Source organism: Pseudomonas asplenii (assembly GCF_900105475.1).
Lineage (GTDB): Bacteria > Pseudomonadota > Gammaproteobacteria > Pseudomonadales > Pseudomonadaceae > Aquipseudomonas > Aquipseudomonas asplenii.
The window spans coordinates 529,818-551,873 of record NZ_LT629777.1; the positions used below are offsets into that span (position 1 = coordinate 529,818).

Below are 22,056 nucleotides of genomic sequence, written 5' to 3' on the forward strand. Positions count from 1 at the left end.
AAACCCATGAGCAAGAAGGAAGAGAAAATGGCAAAAGTAGCAGCCGTTGCACACTTGGTGGAGATGGACGACCTTAACCTCGATTCATCGTGGCTCACTGCGTCGCGGATCCGCCCGCTGCAACTCCCAGTTGGTAGTGACCCTGGCGCGTCGATTGAACACCTTATCTACGGCAGCGGGTTGGACAGCTTCGTTTTGGACATCGGTGGCAATGAGACAGCGAGCAAGACCATCATGGCCATCGGTGAGCAGATGCTACTGCGTCACTTCGACCTGACTCTGATTCCCGTACGCGACGAAGGCCAGGATGTTGATAACGCCTTCAAAACCATCAAGCTGATCCGCGAATTCGATAAGCAAACCCCGATTGCCATCCTTCTCAACGACATCACCAGTCGCACCCAGGACACCACGGATCTCGCGCTGCGCGAAGCGTTTGCCGAAGTGTTCGATTTGGCTGAGCAGACCGGCACCGAGCTCCTTGTCATGCCTCGAATCGAACGCTATGGCCGTAGTCGGCGCATCGGTCTGACTCAGTGGGAGATTTCCGAAGAGCGCGAAGCGATCGCTGATCGCCTACGCAGCATCATCATCGAGGCCGAACAGGCTGGTGACCTCGACCGCGCCAAGCTCAATACCCGCCTGATGCGTGCCGTGACCGGCTCGAAAACCGTGCGTGAAATGATCAATGTGGTGTTCAAGCGCCTCGATCAGATCCTCGGTCAACGCGATCGCCTGCGCATGATGGTCGTTTCGACCAAGGGCGGGGTCGGCAAATCGTTTACCTCACAGCAGCTGATCGCGCCGTACCTGCTCCATTCGCTGGGTGGCCGCCATGAGTGACATTGGCGGCGCAATCCGCTCGATTGATGAGCTCGTTGATGAAGTGACGCGACTCCACGTTCTCCTGCGCGGCAATCGCGATTATCCAGGCATCCTGGAAGAGTCTGTGAAACTCATCGATAGGCTGGACGGTGTTGCTGGCCATCTTGCCAGCGCCTCCCTGTTGAGCGAACAACTGGGGGCCTTGCCTGACCGCCTGCTGCGGTCGGCAGATGACATTCAGTTCAGGGCGGCCTTGCGTGAGTCGATCGCGCAGGTACTGGCTGACTCGATCGTTGACGCCAAACGCCATGTGGAAGACGAAGCGGCTCAGATCGCGATCGATGAGTTGAGCATGAAGATCAACCTTGCCATGGCCAATGTAGGTGAGAGCTCGGCAAATCTGTTTGCCGAGCGGAATCAGCTGAAAGGCAAATTCGAAGCAGAGAGAGAAAAGAACGCCGTGCTGGTCCAGCGAATGAAGTACTTCGAGCAGGACAAAGACAACGCACTTCGCTTGATCTCGGCCGACTTTGCCGCCGCGAGCAATCGCGCCGGCAAGGCCCGATTGCTCGACCTATGCATCGGCCTGGTTATCGGTGTCGTTGTATCTCTGACCACGCTTGTGCCGGCGGCTGAGCAGTACCTCAAGCAATCTACCCAAAACCACCACCAATAGCGCTAACGCGCAACCACTACTGACGGAGAAAATCGCATGACCAACCATAGCGATGACGGGGATTTTCGTGCCCGAAAAAAGAAGGTGAGTTTGCTTGGCAGTGACGCGGAGGCGTTTATCCGTGCCCGACGCGAGGAGCGCGAAGAGTTCAAGCGCCTTGAGGGGCGCGACCTTGATGAGCTGGACACACTGGCCAAGGATCCGCGCATGGAGGAGTTACATAAGCAACATCAGCAGCGGGACGACGCTCCAGCATCCCACGCTGAGCAGCGAGAAGATGCCCAGGAGGTGGTCCAGGAGGAGCAAAAAAAGCTGACTGATCAGCAGGTCAACCAGGAAAAACAGAGCGAACACGCCGGGAGATCAATGTGATGGATAACAGAACCCTCATTGCAGCATCGGCACTGGTCGCAGTGTTTACTGGCCAGGTGGGCGCTTGCCCTCTTGAAGATTGCCTGCCTGGATTGAGCGAGCCTCATTTTAAGTCTCGTGACCAAGACATGCTCGGTGTGTATGACCTGAAGCAGTCTGGACAAGCGGCAATGCACGTTGGGCTAATCGCCGCTGATTTCAGAATCGCACTACTCGAAACTGAGAATCGCGCTCTTCGTCTGGCCTTGGCAACTGGTACTCCACCTGACGTCAGCAGCCTCAAGCTTTATCCGAGCCTGAACAGTTTTCTAGACGCGATGAAATCGGACCTGATTCAGACAGAAACAACTGGCCGGATGCCGCAATTACGTCATTTTGAGCAACGGGTCCGCAATGCGGACACCCGAGCAAAAATTGCTGATGGGGCGCGGGCGCTGGTAATCGAGAGCGCTCAAATTGCTGCGGCGGCGAACGCAACCAAGCAAGCGAATTAAAAGGGTGGCTCACCTGAGCGGCAACTCAGGTGAGCCGGTTTCGCGGCAGGAAAAACCCACGAAAGGAAGAAATTGTATGGTAACGCAATTCCGTAATTACATGGAAAATCTGCTTCTCTGGGTTACAGATCCAGAAGCAGCAAAACGCGCCTGGCGCGATCGCCGCACGCTGGCGATTCGCGAAGCGCTTGGTCCGCAACTGAGCGCGGATACTCGCGGCTGGCCGGTCGGTCAGATTCTGCATGACGATGTGATCGAGGCCCTCCCATCGGATCGTGCGTCCCTTACGCGCCGCGCCTTCTATGGCCGCGCTGCATTCCACGCGGGCGCTCGACTCCAGAAGCGCCTACGCGCCCGGAATTTCGCGCTGAGCGTCGGTGCGCTCTTCCTGGTATCCGCTACGGCCTACCTCTTGGGTCACAACGGTTCCAGCCTCGCCTGGCAATGGGGTTCGATCGCTGCCGGTCTCTGCATCGCTGTGGCGGGGGGGTACATTTTCCGTTGCTCGCTCGGTCTGACGCCTGCGGCTTGGCGCCTGATGGTACCTGCCGGCCCGCTGCTGACTGAGGATGAAATTCAGGACGTGAAAGAGTTCGGCGCTCGCGTGTTGCTGCGCGTAACTCCGCCTCGGACGCCTGCCGATCTGGTGGGCTCGTATCGATCATGGACGTACGATCGCGACGGCAATCCTGTTGATGGCCAGATCGTGCCCGATGACCTATCGGTGTCCTACTTGCGCAAAGCCCTGGTTGATGAGTCGATGCCAATGGCTGTCGCCGGAATCGCCATTCTGCTGGCCGGTCTATTCGTGGCTTCCGATTCCCTGAGCTGGTTCATCGCGCCGGTCGCCGCCGGCGGCGCTGCAGCTTGGTCGTTCCTGGCGATCTTCGATCTGTCCTCGATCGCTAAGACCAGAGCTGCGGCGGCCCGCGAGGCCCTGGCGGTCTCTGCCTATCCCAAACTCATTGAGCAGGAAGGTAAGAGCAAATTCGCGGACTTCGATCGCGCATTGAATGAACAGATCGAACGATCAATGAGCGAAAAGTCTTCGTTCATCAACCTGGGCACTGCAACTGATCTATTTGCTGAACGACGTGATCCGTATAGCCCCGCCCAAGCGGGCATGCCTTTCGGCCTGTCTGTGGGGGACCTTTCGACGCACATGCTTGTACTGGGCCAAACCGGGACCGGTAAAACGGCAGCGGTGATTCGGCCAGTGGTCTGGCAATGGCAAGAGGCAAAAGCAGGTGGCCTGCTGGTACTGGACGGCAAGGGTCAACTTCCGAAAGAGCTCGCCGGCCTGCCCGGTTACCGGGTTATCAGCCCAGAATCGTCGAACTTCAACGCCATCCAGAATCTCCAGCCGGATGAAGTCGCCGATACTCTTTTCCAGCTATTCAGCTCCGATAAAGGTAATGCGGGCGACGTTTCGGGCAGCGAGTGGGAGCAATTCGCCCGTGAGTTGCTGCGCAGCACGGCGAAAGTTCTGGCCCTCATGAATGCCTTGGAGCCGGTCGAGTGGCCATGGAATCTCAGCTCAATCTACAAACTCGCATTCGAGCCAAGTAGCCGTGATCGAGCAAAAGAACTGATCGAAGGCGATTGCATGCATCTTCTCCCTGGACACCTGCATCGTGCTTATAACTCGTTCATGGTGCGCCACCTGCAGAAAGCCACCGAAACCCGTTCGTCCATCGAACTCAATTTGGAAACCTGGCTCGGTACTCTCATCAATGATCAAGAGCTTGGTGCGTGGGCTGACTGTGTTGAAGGTGTCGAGATCGAGGACTGCCTCTACGGCGCAATGATTGGGCTGGCTCTACCTGATACCCAGAGTGGCGTTGCCATTTCGGCGCTGGCTAAGCGTCGCTTCTATAGCGCGATCAAGCGCCGTGGCGACAACTGGAAAACCGAAGGTCAGGAGCCTGTGCTCCTGGTAGTCGACGAGGCACAGGATCTGGTTTCGCATGAAGAGCTGGCGATCCTGCCTAAAGCCCGCTCGCTCGGTCTGTGCGCGTTGTACTCGACTCAGGGCCTCGATGGTCTGCAGGTTGCACTGCAGGACGAGCAGGCCACGATCATGCTCCTAGATCAATATCGTTCTGTGGTGAGCATGCAAGTCGGCTCTGAGATGACCCTCGACTACGTTTCCCAGCGCCTGGGGGCTGCACCTCGCGTGGTGTTTTCTGAGGTCGCTGCGAACACAACTGATCCGGTGGCCACGGCAAACCTTTACGGCGCAAATGCGGGCGGTTACTCCACTGGAACCTTGGCTGCCAAAGCGCAGACATCAGACGAGATGATCAACGTGGGGCGTTCGTATAGTCATGTCGGCCAAGCGATTAGCACTGTCTCTGAGTTAGCGAAGAAGCTGGGCGCTGAACAGGCATGGCAGCAGCTGCCTGCCGCAATTCGTAGGGAGCGGCCGGCTGGCAGCGTAAAAATTGGCGAGATCCCGCTCGTGTCGCCGGAGGAGATCCGGTCGCTGACGATGAAAAAATTCACGGCCCTGGCTGCGGTGAATCGTTGCGGCACCGTCCGCCGCGCCCAGATCCGTCTCAATCCGATGTTCACATTCCCAACCGAGCAGCAAATTGAACAGCCCGCTGAGGAGGTAGCAGCATGAAAAACTCTTCCGCACATCTCCTCTCCCAGCATGGCGACCTGCTCCAGGTCGGTTCGGTTATCGTCGGCGAGCCGCTACAACTCAAGTCTGGCCGGTTAATGAAAGCGATCGGTGTCGCGGCGCTCTGCATCGCAGTTGCCGCCGGCGCGGGGCACTTCACCCAAGGTGTTCGGGAAGAGTCTGCTCGTATCGCTGCTGCCGAGAAGGCAAAGGCTGCACGGGGGGCCGAGGAAAAGCGCATTGCGGCCATCCAGGTGGTGGGCCTACAACAACGTCTGACGGCATTGCAATCTCGGATCAGTTCTAAGCGTGATGCCTTACTGGAACGCTTCGGGCCGCTACTAGCCAATCGAGAAACAGATCCTGACGTGGATTATCTGCTTCAGCGCTATCCAGCACCAATCAAGCCCCTTCAGGGCATTGATCCAGCTGCATTCGAGGTCTTCATCGAACTCGATCGCGACAGCTGGGTTGCGAATGGAACCAGTCCGAAACTGGATGAGCATTATCAAACCGAAAACGCAAAGATCCAGGAAGGCATGAACTACCTGGACAAAATCAACCGCGAGCTACTGCTGATTGCGCAAGGCACAACGGCCACAGGCTCAAAAACTGAGACGCGGGAGCTGAAAGATCCCGCGTCCCAAGCGAAGCCGGCAGCTTCTCGCTCTATGCCGGCCGCGCCGGCAGCACCCGAGCCGCTCATGCCGCTGGAAACTTCAGCACCCGCGCCGGCGGCAAAGCCTCGCGCGGCGCCCACGGGCGTGCCTAGCAAGGTCCAGGTCCTGGACTGGTAGTCTTGTCGGCTCGCGCCTTAAAGGATCCCAGCCTCGGCCGGGATCTTTATGCCCGCTGCGCGGGCCGAGCCCAGAAGGGAAGACGGTGAGCGCCGGGCGGGACATGTCCTTGCGCACCAGGGGGAGGCTTTGAAGGATTGCTGGTAAATTCGGCGCCAGAAACGAAAAAACCACCGTGAGGTGGTTTCTTCGTTAAGCACTTTCATATGTCCGCGGGTGGAGGCTTTCGCCCTCGTTTCCCTCGGCTACTGGATTCAATCTAAGGATATTCGCGGTTGTCGTCAATGCTTGCTCAACCTATCGCGCCTCGATTGCGAATCTGCTCAGTAGCTGGACCATTTGCTCCTGGTACTCGCTGTACTCGTCCAGGAGCACTGGGTCGCCGGCTAACCCTGGTAAATAATCAGGCCCGTACTCAGCCGCAAGAGCACCTTGAAGCATCCAGTCCAGATACAAGGGGCGCAGCACCCTCTCAGCCAGCCCGGGTTTGCCGTGCGCCCAATAGAATCGATGCTCGGGGGTAGAGACGAAAGCGCAGCCTTTCGCCCATGCAACATAGTCAACTTCCCAGTAAATTCCGATCGCATCAAGGTGGATCGCGAACCAAAGTGAACCACTGGGTTCTTTCGATGCCTTGGCTCTCCAGGATTGCGGGTAGGCGTTGCAGGCCAAGCCGGCGAAAGCAGAGCCCGGGTAGTAGACCATTCGATCACGGCCGATCTGCAAAACGGGCACGGTGTTAACTATGTGATCTACTACGAGATCAGATAAGTGAGGGGGGATCATGGTAACGACCTTAGAGTTTCACAAGGTTGACAATGACTACAAGCTAGGTGATCTTACGCTGGAGCACCCGGTAGGTGCTTGCCGACCCGAATTGGCATAGCCTAGTGCAACTACCTGAACTTCACTCCTGAAATGCTTGTGCATCTCAACCAGCTGATTTCTCTGATCGGGTCCTGGAAATCCTCACTGGAAGGAGATTCACCGATGAGCATTTCTATTTCTTTGGCAGACATCGCCACCGCAAAAAAGATGGCCAAGCAATCAAAGGCCATGCTACCTCACCTGACTTACAATCAAAGACTGAATGAGGCTGCAAAGGATTTTTTCAAGCTGCGGAATTATCACGAACTCGTACAGTTGCGTGGGGCTACGATTATGTCTCATGTCAAAATATGCGACAGCATAGGAAGCTGCGCCTACTGCGGCTTTACGTTCGCTCCAGACCTCCACGAAGATGTATCCCTCCATCAAGAGCATCATGATCAGTACGAAGCGGCAGTCACTGCCCTCGGCTACAAACCAGACTTGCACAGAGAGCGAGAACAAATGAAGAGCGATGGTTACTCCGCTGCATATAGTGGAAAAACTATCGAAGATCGTGTTGAAGGAGCTCTTGCAGCAATGAAGGGGCAGTTCGACCGTTCACTTGAATACGCCATTCATGGTGAATATTGGAAGGAACATCCTTCTTTCGGAAGCTTCGTCGCTATGATGAGTAACCACTACTACCATTTTGCCGACGATACAAAGGCCGAGCTAGCTCGGCGCTTTGGCGTAATTCATGGTGAAATAGGCGAAGAAAGGGCTTACTGGCGGCCACAACGGTAAGTTACAGATATAAGCAAATCAAACTACAGCAATAATAACTTCATTATTCGCCGCCACCTTGAGGAGGCGGCTGTCTTCCTGGTGGATTGATCATTCGACTGATAGAGCCCGTCAGAATCTGGCGGGTACTCATCGAAAGCCCACCCATGATTCCTTGCATGCTGTTCTCGTACGGATTCAGGCCTGGCTCAGAAAGGCTTATCATGTTGAGGACACTGCGGGGGAAACTTGTGATTAGTTGAGCACTGGTGACGACCACGTTCCATGACAGCAAGATGATGACTATGACCATCAGCAAGCCACCAATCAGGATCCCGCCTAGGCTTTCCAATGGGCGCCCGACTTCAGCCACGCCTGGATCAAACATGCCCCAGAGTCCCATGGCCATCGCCTGGACCATCGCCAGACCGACTGCGCTGATCACGATCGCTGCTGCCAGCCCCCCCACGGCCAAAGCAGGATAGAGGAAGATGAAAATGAAGGCGTTATACCCTTTCGCCGACAGCTGGGAGGTGTGCTCTTCGCCTTTCGGTGCGGCCATACCAGCCGACCAGAGCGTCACTCCGAAAAACGTCGTCGCAACTGCGACGAGCCAGCTAATTGCCCCCATCAGTCCATAGATCGCGAAAAGCAGAGGCATCACGTAACCGAGCAACCCGCCGGAGATAATCATTACTCCGCCGATTGCTTTTGGCAGCGTCCCATCGGTGATTGAGCTCAAACCTGGAATATATTGGGCTATCGTCCCACCCGCAAAAAAGCCAATGCCAGTGCCAACGAGTGAGCGTCCCCAGGCCGCGATGTTGTGGATATTCTGATTCGAGGGCCCGGTCGTGGACTTGAGGATGTCGAGCGAAAAAACTCTAGCCAGCAGCGACTTTTCAGAACCAGTATTACCAGGTTGAAGTTGAGCCAGGGCTTCATTCTCGACCAGCTTTGATAAGTCGTCACCTGGCGTCAGCGTAGACAATGCCGACTTTGGCATCATCTGAGCTGTAGCTCCTTCCGAGTAGCTCGCGGCACGAGAGAAGTCACTCGCTGCGCGCAGCACGAAAGTGCCACCAAGCATCCAACCCCAATTTTTTACTTCATTAAAATACTCCTCACTGCGAGCAGCCTGGTCGGTAGCAATTGTGGTGGCGATGGTTTGCTCAACCACTTTTTTGTACCAGTCCGCGGACTGACTAGCCCATGTGATGCTGTCTTCAAAAAACTTCTTCGCGTCCCCTGCCCCCACAGCCCCGTCTCGGGCCGAAATTGCCTGCTGGACGGCATGCTCAACCAGACCGATCCAGATTTGACGCTGAGCTGAGGCTATACCGGCCTCAATAGAGGCAGCGTTGTTTTTCTTGACCTGTGCGTACTCATCGCTGCAAGTCATTGAAGACAACCAGCCGGCTTGGCAAAACCACCCCTCGGTTTCCATCTCCCTTTCGACCGTGCCAGTAACAGCGTCCGGTTCGATCAGTCCCTGGACACCCATGCTGGCAGCTCGGGCCAATTCGTCACTCGGCGGGATTAACGGTATCTGCAAAGATCGGCCAGCGTTTGCGATATACACGTCTGCAGCAGCCGTTTCAGTCGAGCCTGCAGCGGGATATTTACTGCCGTAAACCTGATTCCATCTGATTTTCAGAGCCTCTTCCGCAAGGTCGCGACTCGAAAGCGAGATCATCTGATCGTTAGGATCTCGAAAAATCTTTAGACCGGCGAGTTGAACCGCTGAGATTTTCCAGCTGTTTAACATGTCCAAAGCGACTTTCGCGTCAACTTCAACTCGAAATTTCGGATCGCTAAACAGGTTATGGCGATGCATAAGCTCAAAAGCATTGTGCTGCATAGTGTCGCCAAATTCTGCCGCAGACTTGGAGATACCTGCGACAAGTGCGTGTCCCGGCGTCAAAGTGATCGGAATTCCGCCAGCACTAGAGACAGGGATAACTGGTGCAATTAAAGACAAGGCGACGATGACCCGCAGCGGGTAGAAAAACGCCTCGTTTCCATCTTTTGCACCGAAAAAATTACCGTTGTTTTTGAGTCGAAAAATACCTAGAAACATGGCCCAGGCCGCAAGAGCGCCGAACATCGCGAGGCCAAGTGTTGCGAATGCGGACGCAAAAATTGTCAGTGGTGTTACGTCTTGGGCAACGAAATCAGTAACTTCTGACGGGTGAAATATCCAACGCCCAAACATCCAGGACAAAACCAGCTGTGAAAAACTGTTCATCACTTAGCCCTCATCCGTACTTGGTAATCAGCCGGCAATTTTTTACCGACCAGCAAACTCGGATTACGGATAACATCCCTCATAAATTTAATTACTGGTGGAGCGCTTTGCGAATAGGCCATGTTCACGCGATATGCATTTTGGAAAAGCATCATGCACACCATGTTCAGAAAGGCCAAATTTGCAAAAATCACCAGACTACCTCGGTCCCAACTTGCAACCAAATTGCCGAGCACCCCAGCTATGCCGAGAACAAGAATCGCGTTCACGAATAAAAGTGACTTATAGGCACGCCGCAATGAATCATTAGTAATTGTGCAATCTGTGCACATTTTATCCCAGAGCAGGCGGTCATCAGTTTCCGCCAGTTCACGATCAGTTTTCGCCTGGTCACGAATAGCCTTGAACCAGCGGTAACCCCCTTTAATAAAGTAGATCGGCAAGCTAACTGAATATTTCAGCTCGCGTGCAGCATTCTTCGTCTGGCTGTAGCCGGTCAAATAACCTGCGACTGTTTTGAGCTTACTCATGATCAGCCTCTCTGGTATAAACTGGTGGAACTGGAACCGGCGGAACCTGTATGTCAGCGAATGTATTTGGGTGAGGTATTGGTGTCGCTTCACGCCCTGGAACAACAAGGCCAAAGTAGATAATTAAGCCAATCCCAATCGCCCGCGGAATTATCACTGAGGCCTCTTTAAGCAGCATTTTTAATCTCCTCACCTAAGATTATTTCTACAGTCCCAGCCAGGGCCGCTATTACGTGAGCGTCGTGCTCACAGATTTCAGGTAATTCGCCCGCCTTGACTTGGATCTCACGGAGAGCAGCCAAAGCGCGGTTAAGTTTATCCGCTGTAATGCTCATACTCTTTCCTTTCGAATTTCTAATGCTAAATTTTAAGAGCCGGCACCAAAACCTTCCAATTGCATATTTCTAATCAGGCAAATATTTTTGCAATTCCGTCAGCATATAATAATCAAACACGAAGAAGAATTTAGCGCCCACAACCCTCAAACTAATAGCTATAAACTATGGCTTGATTATTTATATCCCACCCACAAAAAACCCCCTCATTGAGGGGGTAATTTGCGAAGTTTGATCAGTACCGGCGAAGTATTCCGGTCATCTCGTTATAGAACTCCTGGGGATGCTCACCATGGGTCTCAATATCCTTCTCAGCTACATATGCCCGCCAAGTGCCATTCTCAAAGACAAACTTAAATCCATCAGTGCTTGCTGTTCGGCGATTGACGCCACCGTAGTTGTCAATGGGACGGACTTTTTCGACGCCATCGACGACCAAGGATAAATAGCCGGTGTCTGGATTGCTTTTCTCATTCCAGAAGGTCAGTTCGATTTTTTTTGCCTTGGGTGTGCCGAGTGCATCCTCCAGATATTGCGAGGCTTTCGCACTGTAAACTGCGTCAGTAGTCGCAGCTTTCGGCATGACCTGATTCAACTTCTGTTCGCCACACCCAACCAGGGCGACCAGAGCCAGCACTAGTATGGCGATTTTGATTTTCATGATTTCAGTCCTCTTTACTTCGCAATTTTCAACCGGATCGCATGATTTGTGTATCAGCGGGCTCATTGCTTGATCAGCTGAGGAGTGAGCAAGGCCAAGTAAGCGGCTGCAGTCACGTACAGCATGCCCAGGACAGCAGATCCAGATGTCGTTTGACCGGTGTGAGCGGCGTACGTCAGGCCGGCGATCGCAAACGGCCAGGTCATCGCTGCAGCGCCGCAACCGAACACCAGAGCAAACATCACGAGAGCGGCGAGCCAGCGGAAACCAGGGATCGAAACATCACGACCAAAGTCGACACAGGCCTCCAGGCCGGCGACCAGAAAGCGCACTGGACTGCGAGCGATCCGGCGAGCGGTCGTGAATCCGGGCCAGAAAATACTAAGTGTGTTCATCGTTTATCTCCCGCACCAGGTCCTGCTGCGCTTCGCGCCAGGCCTGGATCATCTATTTAACCTCAACAGAGCCGTGATGCAGTTTTTCGCGTGTACCTGGAGCAAGCCGGATCCTCGTGCTGGAACCAATCTCGGCATATACGCCAATTTTGATCTTCAGTTCCTCAAGCTCCATCAGGTCAACAGCACCGGACTCAACCAACAGTGCGACCGCTTCCAGGTGCTCGCCCTGCATCAGGAGCAGGGCGACATCCAGGCTTGGCGGTGAAGCCAGGCGCAGGCTCATTACTGAGCCTTATCCATGGCCACGGGCTGGATCGGTGCCTTCAGGCGGATCTCGACCCGGCGGTTTCGTGCCCTGCCCTCCTCCGTGCCGTTGCTTGCGACCGGCTGGGACGGGCCAGCACCGTAGATCTGGATGCGAGTTTTATCGATGCCTTGGGCGATTAGGTGTTTGCCGACGCTGATAGCGCGCTTCTGGCTCAGCTCAATGTTGTTGGAGTTGCTACCAATGCTATCGGTGTGGCCAGTCACCTCAATGTTGTTTTCTCCGTACTGCTTGAAGGAACCAGACAGCTTGTCCAGGTTAAATTGGGCAGCAGGAGACAGTTCGGTCGAGCCATTAGCGAACGTGATCGCACCAGGCATCACCAGCTTGATGTCATCGCCGTGGCGCTGTACGTCGATGCCAGTACCAGCAGTGGCTTTACGCAGTTCCGCTTCTTGGCGGTCGGCATAGACGCCGTAACCAGCGCCGGCCAGGCCACCGACACCCGCGCCGATGAGTGCGCCCTTGCCGCGGTTGTCTTTATTGATCAGCGCACCTGCGGCTGCTCCTGCGATAGTGCCGATGGAGCCCCAGGTCAGGGTCTGGTTGCGGGATCCATCCTGATCCTGCAACCCAGTACCAGCGCAGCCAGTGAGAGAGAGGAGAATGCTGGTAACCAGCACGGAGGTAATAACTTTTTGCATGTCGAGGCCTCTAATTGTTAGTCGTAGAATGGAGAAAGAGCGTCCGAGCCAGTTGATAGAGTCAACCGGATATATACGAATAACAGCGAGCACCCGACCGGGCTATTTTAGTTTTTGCCTCCCTACCCCTATCGCTGCTCGGGGGTAGTTCGGTATGCAGCCAGAGCTGCTAGTTACATCCTAGACATAATTATCTACCAGCGCTACCGTACACACAAGTAACAAACCAACAGTATTTTCATGATAAATATATATCACGAGAGCAGAAGCAATATATAATTAACAACTAATAGCCACTACAGACCAACGATGAAAAATTTCGAAAGAAACAGCTCGATAGATCTAATTAAGTGGGTCGCACTATTTACAATGATCATCGATCACACCTGGTTTGTGCTACCAAATGAAATTCAGGAAAATCTGTACTGGATGCGGATTATCGGTCGGTTTGCATACCCTTTATTCTGCCTGGCGATTGCGGCAAACGTTGTCCGGCAGCAGGTCGGTTATCCAGGCAGGTGGAAGTACCTGGGTGGGATAATTCTGTTCGCAATGCTGAGCCAATGGCCTTATTCGAGATTTTTCGACAATGGAAATTTAAACATTTTTTTCACTCTCGCACTCGGCTTGTGTATAGCCCAAGCTGCACATCATAGATCGCCAAGGCTAATTGCAGGCGGGTTACTCGCCTTTGCGCTCGCGATAGCTTACAGACCGGTGCTTGGATATGGCGTGACAGGGGTGCTGCTGCCTGTTGCCTTAATGTTTGCGCTCAAGGCGCAGGGGCTTGAGTCCAAGATTGCGAGCTGGTCAATGGCCGCACTCCTAGCCGTTTTAGCAAACGGCGGCCTACAAATACTGCTGCTATCTGATCAGCAGCTCAGCGATCAAACTGTGATTGCTGTTGCTGCTATTGCACCGCCGCTCGGCCTGTTACTCCTACAGGTCCGTGTGCGGCCGCTACGACCAGTCGGTAGTTGGCTATACCCCCTCTATCCAATCCACCTGATGATACTCAAATCACTGTCGACAGCCTGGACTTGATGCGCCCTTACAATCTACGGCAAGAAGAGTAAATGCTGTACATTTCCAAATATTACGACATCGCCCGGCAAGGCAGGGCCGGGCTTCTAAGGAGAGATTTGCCGTGAGTCAAGGCGAGACCTGGACATGTGGAGATTGCGGTGAGCCGTGCATCCCCATCCGCGTCGGCGAGGAAAAAGCTCCGTGTAGTCGATGCGGGAGCTTTGCGAAGCATATCCACCTAGTGTTCGTCGACGAGGCTAACCCGACGGTGACAGACTTTTTAGACGTTCAATCCAAAAATGTGAACGTAACGGGCAAGCGGAAAATCCGACGACACCTTCAGACGGGAAGCCAATGGAGCGTTTCCCAGGAAAAATTTGTTGAAAAGGTGCGAGATATTGATCGAGATGCTGACACTTACTACGAGCGCGTCGTAGATCCCGAGACCGGGGAGGTGCTTAGGCACTGCGAAGAGCCGTTAAGCGAACATTTCGGACGTGGGTCGGCGAAGCCCCGATCTGAGTAGCATCGCGAACGACGGAGCGATCGAGCCTTCGTGCGCTCTCCGCTCCGAGGCTTGTCAAGAAACTGAAACTTTGACGCCAACAAGATAAGGAAGGAACTGTGGACTCCGGCATCGTTTATGTCAAAAGCTACAAGGAAGGATTAGATTTTGTGGACTTTCTCAAAGAGGTCCACAAACATCCAGAGTTCTCGCATTTTCTCGTAACGAGATTCGATGCGATCAACGCTCGCGATTACTTTCGAGAATATATTGTTGAAAATGGATTTTCCTCGTTATTTAATTTTTCGCTGGCTTGCGATGCTGTAATGCATGGGGGTATTCATGTGAATGAAATCGCGGACGTCGTTCTTCAATTCGTTGAAAAATTGAAAGGTGTAAGGGATCTTTTCATTATTGATCCCTATTTTTATTCAGATGATCCTGATTGCGTTGCCCTCTTCGAAAAAATGATGTCCGCACTTTCCGACCAGCTTAACTCCGTGACATTCTTCACGAACGGTAGAACGGCTAATAAGAGGTCGACTATGCATTCGGCCCTGAAGGCAGTCGCGCCAAAGGTTTCGATCAAGGACGTTGTTACCGACGAATTCCATGATCGTTTTTGGATAGATGCTGAAAACATGGCCGGCATTGTTATGGGCACCTCCTTAAACGGGATCGGAAAAAAAATCGCGCTTATTGATCACCTGTCCAAACTTGATGCGTGCGAGATCGCCAAACTGGCGCGCCAATTAATCAAGCCCACAACATAGCGCGCTAACAGGCACCGACAGCAATGAGGCACATTGCAGCCTGTAGGCCGTTCTCTGCCAATTATGGTTACAACGCGTGTTGGTCAAATCCGATGCAATCACTGGTCAGGTCGAATGCACCGAGTGGTCCACTGGAGCGAAATTTCGCACACCGCCCTCCAATCCGCATCCTTCCCTTCCGGGGCCTCTCAAGCGCCTCTGGCGCTTGATCAAAAATTGGGCATCCCGTCTCGTAGGCGCGCAGATACCCCGACGATAAGCACTCCTATGGGTCGATAGAGAATACGAAAAAATCGTACGCTAAGCGTGCGGCCTGTCAGGTTGAGTCCATAGAGCTTGAAGCCTTGAGGGCTACGGCTATTCAGGAAATCGGGGGCCAGAAACGGCGAATCCCTCTCTAGGAGGGACTCTCAGCCGTCGACTGCATGCGTTCGACGGGGCAGGTCGTTCTTGCGTCGCGCTGGGCGAACTGCTTTCGCAGTAACGGGGTGCGATCCTTTCGGATCCCTGTGACCACCCTGTGGTACACGACTAAGGCGCAAGTTAATTATGCAAGGATCTACAAGCGTCCAAAAGGCCCATTGATCATTTTTGTTCATCCTGCTCCACGCTGAATAATGGCCCTTGCCTTGCTCAAAGCTCGCAGCCACGGACTTCAACTCATAGGGCAGGGTCGCTGGCCTAGTCGGCTCACGCAGCGCCCCAACCTGACAGGCCGCATGGTATTTCCCCTGTCGAATTCCTCTACCTGAGTCGTAATGCATCCAGGGCTAGATGTTAAATTCATGTTAAAAGCATGTTAGGCAGCTCGAACGCGTCTAGAGCCCACGTTCTCCGGGCCTTCCAGATATCGCCCCGCGCAGATACCCCGACGATGAGCGCAGATACCCCGAAGGGCCGCGCAGATACCCCGAAGCACTCTGCGCAGATACCCCGATGCCTGTGGATAAAAATCAGGAGCGTCGCTTGCTTTTCGCGTGTGCGATTCTTGTCCAATTCACGACCTCATCCCTGATGCACCACTGTTCGATGACTCCCACTCCTTCTAACTCACGTAATGCTGGCGGCAAAGCCCTGGTCTTGAAGTCTCGTGCACGCCCACGGGACCCACTCCACTTTCGAAGCGATTCCCAAGCCACCCTATGCACTCCAATAGAATGCCCCGAAATATAGTTCTGCAGATATTTGGAAAGTGGACTCTTAAGACGCAACCGGATCTCCATATCGATAAATGCGAGGTAGCTATTTGCAAAGAGTGAAACGACCATAGGATCCATCATTATCCAATAATTATTTTCCTGCCCCCACTTAAGCTTATCAATCAATCGAAACGTCTCCCCACCACTATTAGCATCAACAAATATAGTAGCGCTCGCCAATCGCTCAATTGACTCATGCAGGCGACAATAGCTCTCTGCAGATAGATCGCTCCCCCTGCCTATAGCTCGCAAAAATGCAGCGCGCTCAAAATATACTGGCTCACCTACTGACAGTCCTTGAGCCAATTGAACCGCATGAAGAAAAACGTCATTATCATACATATCGAGTTCTTCTCCTGACATTCGCACTCGATAATCCGATCTACCCTCAAGAATTTCATTTTTTAATATGCGACGTTCTCCTTTCTTCACATTGGAAAACAATCCAGTTCTCGTCCACTGAGTGGGCATTGCGGATGCTAAGGGAGGAAAAAAAGGAAATTGCTCTTGAATACATACTTCCTCCACACATGGCATCGTAAGTTCGTTCTGCAACTGTGCTTTAAAGCTGTCACGCTCGATTGCCTCACGAAGGCGTCGGTCCAGAATTATTTGGATCTTTGAAATGTTTTTTTGAGCTGCCGTTCCCGGCGATTGGGACTCAAGCATATCGAGCCCCTACAACAGAATTTCGAACAAATTGTTCTGATTTTCGAGGACGCCCAGGTTTTCGTTTAACCATTGGGTCTACGAGCTCAATCGTATCGAGTTGAACAACGTGCCGTTGCAGCCAGCACTCAACATCTTCTTGTCGCCAGAGAAGTCGCTTTGCACCAGGAATTCGGCAAACAGGTGGTAAACGAGAGGGATTTCTCGAGTGCTGGTTTTTGATAGTGCCGGCGGTGCGACCTAAGATTTGAGCCAAGTCATCAACGGTAAGAAGCTTTGCGAGAGACACAATGACATCCTCCCCCAATCCGGTTAAACCGGATCAGGATTGGATGGGTCCGCGGCAGCGCTGATAATTGACCGCTTGGGGCTGCTGGCTCAGCACATCAAGCGGGATCTATTCATACGCAGGGTTGTGCCCTCAACTTCTTCTCGTTCTCCCCCGCACCTCACCGTTTTGAATCCGACCCCATCGTAGTCGGCGGCTGGTGACATCAGGCGATTGCTCTCAGGCATCCTTTCTTCCACGCGGGCTACTTCCGCTTTTCGCCTGCGTGGCACTGGACCAAGGCACCCTGCGACTCATCATCAATGCCTCACAGCGCCAACTGTTAAACATCTAGAGACCAGGGCCATTTTCGGACCTTGCCAGTACGATTGCCTTCAGCTTAATCATCATCGGTAATCAACTCAACCACCCTGGCACACTTTTGTCACACTCACGCTGTGACTATGGATGATTAAGGATGATCATCGATGATCGAGAAAACGCCTAAAACCCTTGTATTGATAGATCTTCAGCCTTAAAAGCCCGTTCGGAAAGGCTTCCAGCGAGACCTCATTTTGCAGTTGCACTGCAAAGGGCCGACGGGGAAGGTTTCGCGGATCAGCGCGGGTTTTGCGGAGTCCATGGGCTGCTCCAGAAACAGGCTCGACAAACAATAAAAAGCCCCTGGCGATTCGCGTGCCGAAGCTCGAAAACCACCAGGGACCGTGTTGTGAAAAGTATAAGGACTCGTTCAAGCCCCCATCAAGAACGCGGTCCGGTTGCCACATCCCGGATTGGGTCGCCTCGATAGCCGTTGCCGAACGCCTCCTGCAACTGTTCGACACTGCGCACCAGCAAATCCTTGAGTTCGGGCAGCCACAGCGGGTCGTCGAGCACCCGGGCAACGGCAGCGCTGTCGCCATACAGCAACTCACGCTCCAGGGCACCGGCACGTTGCGACAGGATCTGGGCGCCCATGGTCCCGGAACTGCCCTTGATCGCATGCAGGACCGCAGCCACCGCCGGGCCGTCACGATCCTGCACATGAGCGGACAACAAGGACAACTGCTTGTCCAGCTCAGCCCCGAAACCGTAGAGGACGGTACATATCAATTCGAGGTTGCCGCCAAAACGCGACATGATCGAATGACGCGCTTCGAGCACCGTGTCCGCAGGCTCCGTCGCTGTGTCGCTCGCCAGCGGTTGTGGAGCTTCTCGCCCGGCCTGGAAACGCAGGGTCAGTACCAGTTCTTCGAGGTCGATCGGCTTGCTCACATGGTCGTTCATGCCTGCCGCCAGACATGCCTCGCGGTCGCTGCTGGAGGCATTGGCGGTCATGGCCACGATCGGCAGTTGGGCCAGACCGGGCTGCTGCCGAATGCGTCGGGTCGCTTCCATGCCATCGATATCCGGCATCTGGATATCCATCAGCACCACATCGAATGGCGTCGTCGCCGTCAGTACCTGGCTGACCCCCTCCAGTCCACCCTCGGCGAGGATGACCTGAGCGCCCTCGCCCCTGAGCAGTTCGTCGGCGACCTGGCGATTGAGTGCGTTGTCTTCCACCACCAGCAGACGCATGCCAGCCAGGCGCTGTTCGCGGACAGGTGCCGGCCGGGTTTCGGGAATCACCTCTGTGGCACTGAACGCACGCTGGACCGCATCGGCCAATTGCCAGGGCGTCACGGGCTTGGTCAGGAAGCCGACGAAGGGGGCATCGCCCTCCTGATGCACATCCGCCAGGACTTCGCGTCCATAGGCGGTGATCATGATCACCATCGGCGGTGGCACGCTCTGCTCCTGCCGGCTGATCAGTCGGGCTGCGCTGAGCCCGTCCAGATCCGGCATGCGCCAGTCCATCAGCACCACGTCATAGGGTTCACCGCGTATCTGCGCGTTGCGCACGCTTTCCACCGCCTGCGTGCCGCCGTTCACAGTGTCCGCCGTCCAGCCCAGGGCACGCACGGTACGTAACAGCAGCTCACAGGCCATGGAGTTGTCGTCGGCCACCAGCAGGCGCATCTGCGAGTCCACGCCAGGACAGGACAGACGCAGCGGTTCGATATGCGCCACCTGCAGATCGATATCGAACCAGAACCGACTGCCGACACCCACCTCACTGTGCACCTGCAACTCGCCACCCATCAGCCCCACCAGCCGCTTGCAAATCACCAGCCCCAGCCCGGTGCCACCAAAGCGGCGAGTGGTCGAGGCTTCCGCCTGGGTAAAGCCCTCGAAGATCCGTTGCAACTGCTCGGCATTGATTCCGATGCCGGTATCGAACACCTCGATCCGCAGCCTTACCGAACCCTCCAGATGCTGCAACTGGCGAATACTGACCACCACCTGCCCCTGCTGGGTAAACTTCAAGGCGTTACCCGCCAGGTTGATCAGCACCTGTTGCAGACGCAGGCTGTCGCCCACCAGACTGCCCGGCAGTTGCGAGTCGAGGTCGAACATCACCTCGACTTCCTTGCTGCCCTGATTACCGGCCAGCACCACCGCCAGATCGCGCATCAGCGGCTCAAGCTCGAAGGGATGCAGGTCCAGGCGCAACTTGCCGGCTTCGATCTTGGAGTAGTCGAGAATGTCGTTGAGCAGTCCCAGCAACGACTTGGCTGCCGTCTGGGCCTTGACCACATAATCGTGCTGGCGGGCATTGAGGTCGGTGTGCTGTACCAGTTGCAGCATCCCCAGCACCGCGTTCATCGGCGTGCGGATCTCGTGGCTCATGTTCGCCAGGAAGAACGACTTGGCTGCACTGGCGCTGTCGGCGCGGTCCCGGGCCTGAAGCAGATGCGCTTCCAGCTCGCGCTGGCTGGTGATATCCCGATTGATGCCGGTCACACGCAATGCCTGCCCTTCGGCGTCGCGCTCGATCTGCGCTCCGGCCTGAATAATACGGACCCGACCATCCGGAGCGAGCACCCGGAACACCGGATCGTAGACGCCCTCCCCCGCCACTGCTGCGGCCAGTTGCGCGGCCACGGCCTCGACGTCATCGGGATGCACGCGCTCATACCAGTGGGCATAGCTCAGGCCATTGTCCTGGAGGCTCAAGGGCTGGCTATAAAACTCGAACATCCGCTCGTTCCACTGCAGCTTGTCGTCCGCCAGGGTCCAGGTCCAGATCCCCAGTTCCGCCACATCGGCGGCCATCAGCAACTGGTCGCGAATCACCCGCGTCGCCTGCAGGCTCAATTCCAGTTGATGCTCGGCGGCCTTGCGCTGGGTGATATCGACTGCAATCCCCAGGAAGCCGGTCAACCGACCGCTCTCATCACGCAGCGATGTCACCACCAGGCTCACCGGCACATGGAAACCATCCTTGTGCACATAGGTCCATTCGCGCACTTCCGAGTGTTCGAACTCCGGCTTGTGGGCAAAGACCCTGAAGCCTTCGATGACTTGCCCATATTCCTCACTCAGCTCGCGGCCACGCAGGATGATCTCCTGCTCGACATGCAGGATCGCCGGAGTGGCCTTGCCGACCAGTTCTTCGGCGCGATAACCGAGCATCTGCTCGGCCCCCTCGTTGAACAGGCTGATGACACCCTCGAGCCCGGTGGCGATGATCGACACCTTGGAGGCCGAACGCAGCACACTGCTGAACAGCAGGTTGAGGCGCTGCAACTGCGAGGTACGCTCGGCCACCTGTTCCTCGAGGCTGGCATTGAGTTCAAGAATCTGCGCCTCGGCGGCCTTGTGCGCGGTAATGTCGCGCAGAATCTTCGACGAACCGATCACCGTGCCGCTTTCGTCGCAGATCGGCGAAACATTTGCCGAGACATTGATCAGACGACCGTCCTTGCAGCGCCGTACGGTTTCGAGGTTGACGATCGCCTCGCCGAGCGCGATGTGCCTGAGTATGTCGCTCTCTTCTGAGGCCAGCTCAAGCGGCACAATCAGCTTCGACAACGGCAGGCCAACCGCTTCCTGAGCGGTATAGCCCAGCAGCTTGCGCGCCCCCCGATTCCAGTTGGTCACGACACCGTCCAGGGTCGTACCGATGATCGCGTCCGCCGAACTCTCGACAAGCAGCGCCAACCGGCCCTGTTCGGTGATCACCTGCAGACGCCGCTGGGCGCTGACCCCGGCAATGGCGGCCAGCGCCACCAGCAGCACGCTGGCCAAGACTCCCAGGACAAATACCAGCGTCGGCGAGACCTGGTGCAGGCGCTGCGTGAACAACGGCAACGCTTGCAACTCGATCTGCCAGCGTCGTCCGTAGACGTCCAGGTCAAGGGTCTGGGTCATCGCCCCGATCGCCGGTTCTTGCGCGCCATGGCCCGTCTGGTAGAACTCCACCGCAGGCCCTGGCCCGGTGATATCGCGCAGGCGCAGACTGACGGCCTCGCGTTCCGGCAACAGACCATTCAGAACGCTCTCGATCATCAGCGGTGCATAACTCCAGCCGATCACCGCCGCCTCGCGCTCCGACTCGGTTTGCGGCACCAAACCACCCTTGTAGATCGGCAACAGGATCAGGAAAGACTGCTGTGGCTTGCCCACCGCCTGCACCAGGGTGATCGGTGAGGTGAGCCGCACCTCGCCAGTACGCGCTGCCATCCGCGCGGCTTCGGCCCGGTCCGGCTGCGAGGCGATATCCAGGCCGAGGGCCACCGCCTGGTCGCGGTTAGGCTCCAGGTACTGGATGACATACAGATCGCCCTCATGGGGCGCGAACTGGCGCAGGTTGAAATTGGGCACGTTATCGCTGCGCACACGCTGCAGGAATGACTCCAGATCCTTGGCCGGAACCCGCCGGATGAAACCGAAGCCACGGGCACCGGGAAACTCCGTCGGTACATCGCGGGTCAGGCTGTAGCGATGAAAAGTCTCGCGACTGACATTTTCTTCACCGCTTGCGACGATCGCGCCACGCGCGCCGCGCAGCCCGTACTGATACTGCTGCATCCGGCCCATCACTGCCTCTACCGCGTCCTCGGCCACACTGGCAAGGGCTTCCCGGGCACGTCGTTCATTGACGTTCTGCAGGGCCAGGCCGCCCGCGACCGTCGCCACCAGGCCGATGACCAACAGCACGATGGCGCGCCGACTCACGGCATACAGGCGAAATGGTTTCAACTCA

Annotated in this window: 19 protein-coding genes and 1 pseudogene; 9 read left to right on the forward strand and 11 right to left on the reverse strand. The window is 55.4% G+C overall.

Annotated features, from left to right (window positions below):
- Positions 1–6 precede the first annotated feature (6 nt).
- The 6 genes from BLU37_RS02435 to BLU37_RS02460 all read left to right on the forward strand — a co-directional run bounded on the left by BLU37_RS02435 (position 7) and on the right by BLU37_RS02460 (position 5,790).
- Complete coding sequence (locus BLU37_RS02435; protein ID WP_157696364.1) at positions 7–843, forward strand: hypothetical protein; 837 nt, start codon at positions 7–9, stop codon at positions 841–843.
- Complete coding sequence (locus tag BLU37_RS02440) at positions 836–1,501, forward strand: hypothetical protein (protein WP_090202131.1); 666 nt, start codon at positions 836–838, stop codon at positions 1,499–1,501. The genes BLU37_RS02435 and BLU37_RS02440 overlap by 8 nt, the downstream gene beginning before the upstream one ends.
- Before the next feature lie 36 nt (positions 1,502–1,537).
- Complete coding sequence (locus BLU37_RS02445) at positions 1,538–1,873, forward strand: hypothetical protein (protein ID WP_090202132.1); 336 nt, start codon at positions 1,538–1,540, stop codon at positions 1,871–1,873.
- Positions 1,873–2,367: a hypothetical protein gene (locus BLU37_RS02450; RefSeq protein WP_090202133.1), complete on the forward strand. Its 495-nt coding sequence runs from the start codon at positions 1,873–1,875 to the stop codon at positions 2,365–2,367. Before BLU37_RS02445 ends, BLU37_RS02450 begins: the two co-directional genes overlap by 1 nt.
- Before the next feature lie 76 nt (positions 2,368–2,443).
- Positions 2,444–4,993: a type IV secretory system conjugative DNA transfer family protein gene (locus BLU37_RS29210; protein ID WP_172832992.1), complete on the forward strand. Its 2,550-nt coding sequence runs from the start codon at positions 2,444–2,446 to the stop codon at positions 4,991–4,993.
- On the forward strand, positions 4,990–5,790 hold the full coding sequence (locus tag BLU37_RS02460) for a hypothetical protein (RefSeq protein ID WP_090202134.1): 801 nt from the start codon (positions 4,990–4,992) through the stop codon (positions 5,788–5,790). The genes BLU37_RS29210 and BLU37_RS02460 overlap by 4 nt, the downstream gene beginning before the upstream one ends.
- A 297-nt stretch (positions 5,791–6,087) precedes the next feature.
- On the opposite strand, the gene BLU37_RS02465 is transcribed toward BLU37_RS02460, so the two are convergent.
- Complete coding sequence (locus tag BLU37_RS02465; RefSeq protein WP_232000456.1) at positions 6,088–6,576, reverse strand: hypothetical protein; 489 nt, start codon at positions 6,574–6,576, stop codon at positions 6,088–6,090.
- 204 nt (positions 6,577–6,780) lie between these two features.
- Here BLU37_RS02465 and BLU37_RS02470 point away from each other — a divergent pair, with 204 nt between their 5' ends.
- Positions 6,781–7,404 (forward strand): hypothetical protein, encoded by a 624-nt coding sequence (locus tag BLU37_RS02470; protein WP_090202135.1) that lies wholly within the window; start codon positions 6,781–6,783, stop codon positions 7,402–7,404.
- Positions 7,405–7,447: 43 nt separating this feature from the next.
- On the opposite strand, the gene BLU37_RS02475 is transcribed toward BLU37_RS02470, so the two are convergent.
- The 7 genes from BLU37_RS02475 to BLU37_RS02500 all read right to left on the reverse strand — a co-directional run bounded on the left by BLU37_RS02475 (position 7,448) and on the right by BLU37_RS02500 (position 12,524).
- A complete protein-coding gene (locus tag BLU37_RS02475; protein ID WP_090202136.1) occupies positions 7,448–9,631 on the reverse strand; it encodes a hypothetical protein in 2,184 nt (727 codons plus the stop codon).
- The gene (locus tag BLU37_RS02480) at positions 9,631–10,161 is read right to left on the reverse strand and encodes a hypothetical protein (RefSeq protein WP_090210894.1); all 531 of its coding nucleotides are present in this window, start codon (positions 10,159–10,161) and stop codon (positions 9,631–9,633) included. The genes BLU37_RS02475 and BLU37_RS02480 overlap by 1 nt, the downstream gene beginning before the upstream one ends.
- A 167-nt stretch (positions 10,162–10,328) precedes the next feature.
- Positions 10,329–10,496, reverse strand: coding sequence for a hypothetical protein (locus BLU37_RS28960; RefSeq protein WP_157696365.1), 168 nt, complete (start codon positions 10,494–10,496; stop codon positions 10,329–10,331).
- Between the two features lie 235 nt (positions 10,497–10,731).
- Positions 10,732–11,157: a hypothetical protein gene (locus BLU37_RS02485; RefSeq protein WP_090202137.1), complete on the reverse strand. Its 426-nt coding sequence runs from the start codon at positions 11,155–11,157 to the stop codon at positions 10,732–10,734.
- A gap of 62 nt (positions 11,158–11,219) precedes the next feature.
- Entirely contained in the window at positions 11,220–11,552 is a 333-nt protein-coding gene (locus tag BLU37_RS02490; RefSeq protein ID WP_090202138.1) for a hypothetical protein, read from the reverse strand.
- 52 nt (positions 11,553–11,604) lie between these two features.
- A complete protein-coding gene (locus BLU37_RS02495) occupies positions 11,605–11,838 on the reverse strand; it encodes a hypothetical protein (protein ID WP_090202139.1) in 234 nt (77 codons plus the stop codon).
- The gene (locus BLU37_RS02500; RefSeq protein ID WP_090202140.1) at positions 11,838–12,524 is read right to left on the reverse strand and encodes an OmpA family protein; all 687 of its coding nucleotides are present in this window, start codon (positions 12,522–12,524) and stop codon (positions 11,838–11,840) included. Before BLU37_RS02500 ends, BLU37_RS02495 begins: the two co-directional genes overlap by 1 nt.
- Positions 12,525–12,833: 309 nt before the next feature.
- Here BLU37_RS02500 and BLU37_RS02505 point away from each other — a divergent pair, with 309 nt between their 5' ends.
- Entirely contained in the window at positions 12,834–13,568 is a 735-nt protein-coding gene (locus BLU37_RS02505; RefSeq protein WP_090202141.1) for a TraX family protein, read from the forward strand.
- A 606-nt stretch (positions 13,569–14,174) separates the two neighbouring features.
- The gene (locus tag BLU37_RS02515) at positions 14,175–14,828 is read left to right on the forward strand and encodes a hypothetical protein (RefSeq protein ID WP_090202143.1); all 654 of its coding nucleotides are present in this window, start codon (positions 14,175–14,177) and stop codon (positions 14,826–14,828) included.
- A 953-nt stretch (positions 14,829–15,781) separates the two neighbouring features.
- Here the strand turns inward: BLU37_RS02515 and trfA are convergent.
- The 3 genes and pseudogenes from trfA to BLU37_RS02530 all read right to left on the reverse strand — a co-directional run bounded on the left by trfA (position 15,782) and on the right by BLU37_RS02530 (position 22,052).
- Positions 15,782–16,696: a plasmid replication initiator TrfA gene (gene trfA, locus BLU37_RS02520; protein ID WP_090202144.1), complete on the reverse strand. Its 915-nt coding sequence runs from the start codon at positions 16,694–16,696 to the stop codon at positions 15,782–15,784.
- 845 nt (positions 16,697–17,541) lie between these two features.
- Positions 17,542–17,607, reverse strand: a pseudogene (locus BLU37_RS29400) (MBL fold metallo-hydrolase); the annotation flags it as partial.
- A 119-nt stretch (positions 17,608–17,726) separates the two neighbouring features.
- Positions 17,727–22,052 carry a hybrid sensor histidine kinase/response regulator gene (locus tag BLU37_RS02530; RefSeq protein ID WP_090202145.1) on the reverse strand — a complete coding sequence of 1,442 codons (4,326 nt, stop codon included), beginning with the start codon at positions 22,050–22,052 and terminating at the stop codon, positions 17,727–17,729.
- Between the last annotated feature and the right edge of the window lie 4 nt (positions 22,053–22,056).

Bases quoted from the DNA above. Each gene is read 5' to 3' on its own strand.
- BLU37_RS02435 (WP_157696364.1), top strand. From the start codon at position 7: ATGAGCAAGAAGGAAGAGAAAATGGCAAAAGTAGCAGCCGTTGCACAC.
- BLU37_RS02440 (WP_090202131.1), top strand. From the start codon at position 836: ATGAGTGACATTGGCGGCGCAATCCGCTCGATTGATGAGCTCGTTGAT.
- BLU37_RS02445 (WP_090202132.1), top strand. From the start codon at position 1,538: ATGACCAACCATAGCGATGACGGGGATTTTCGTGCCCGAAAAAAGAAG.
- BLU37_RS02450 (WP_090202133.1), top strand. From the start codon at position 1,873: ATGGATAACAGAACCCTCATTGCAGCATCGGCACTGGTCGCAGTGTTT.
- BLU37_RS29210 (WP_172832992.1), top strand. From the start codon at position 2,444: ATGGTAACGCAATTCCGTAATTACATGGAAAATCTGCTTCTCTGGGTT.
- BLU37_RS02460 (WP_090202134.1), top strand. From the start codon at position 4,990: ATGAAAAACTCTTCCGCACATCTCCTCTCCCAGCATGGCGACCTGCTC.
- BLU37_RS02465 (WP_232000456.1), bottom strand. From the start codon at position 6,576: ATGATCCCCCCTCACTTATCTGATCTCGTAGTAGATCACATAGTTAAC.
- BLU37_RS02470 (WP_090202135.1), top strand. From the start codon at position 6,781: ATGAGCATTTCTATTTCTTTGGCAGACATCGCCACCGCAAAAAAGATG.
- BLU37_RS02475 (WP_090202136.1), bottom strand. From the start codon at position 9,631: ATGAACAGTTTTTCACAGCTGGTTTTGTCCTGGATGTTTGGGCGTTGG.
- BLU37_RS02480 (WP_090210894.1), bottom strand. From the start codon at position 10,161: ATGAGTAAGCTCAAAACAGTCGCAGGTTATTTGACCGGCTACAGCCAG.
- BLU37_RS28960 (WP_157696365.1), bottom strand. From the start codon at position 10,496: ATGAGCATTACAGCGGATAAACTTAACCGCGCTTTGGCTGCTCTCCGT.
- BLU37_RS02485 (WP_090202137.1), bottom strand. From the start codon at position 11,157: ATGAAAATCAAAATCGCCATACTAGTGCTGGCTCTGGTCGCCCTGGTT.
- BLU37_RS02490 (WP_090202138.1), bottom strand. From the start codon at position 11,552: ATGAACACACTTAGTATTTTCTGGCCCGGATTCACGACCGCTCGCCGG.
- BLU37_RS02495 (WP_090202139.1), bottom strand. From the start codon at position 11,838: ATGAGCCTGCGCCTGGCTTCACCGCCAAGCCTGGATGTCGCCCTGCTC.
- BLU37_RS02500 (WP_090202140.1), bottom strand. From the start codon at position 12,524: ATGCAAAAAGTTATTACCTCCGTGCTGGTTACCAGCATTCTCCTCTCT.
- BLU37_RS02505 (WP_090202141.1), top strand. From the start codon at position 12,834: ATGAAAAATTTCGAAAGAAACAGCTCGATAGATCTAATTAAGTGGGTC.
- trfA (WP_090202144.1), bottom strand. From the start codon at position 16,696: ATGCTTGAGTCCCAATCGCCGGGAACGGCAGCTCAAAAAAACATTTCA.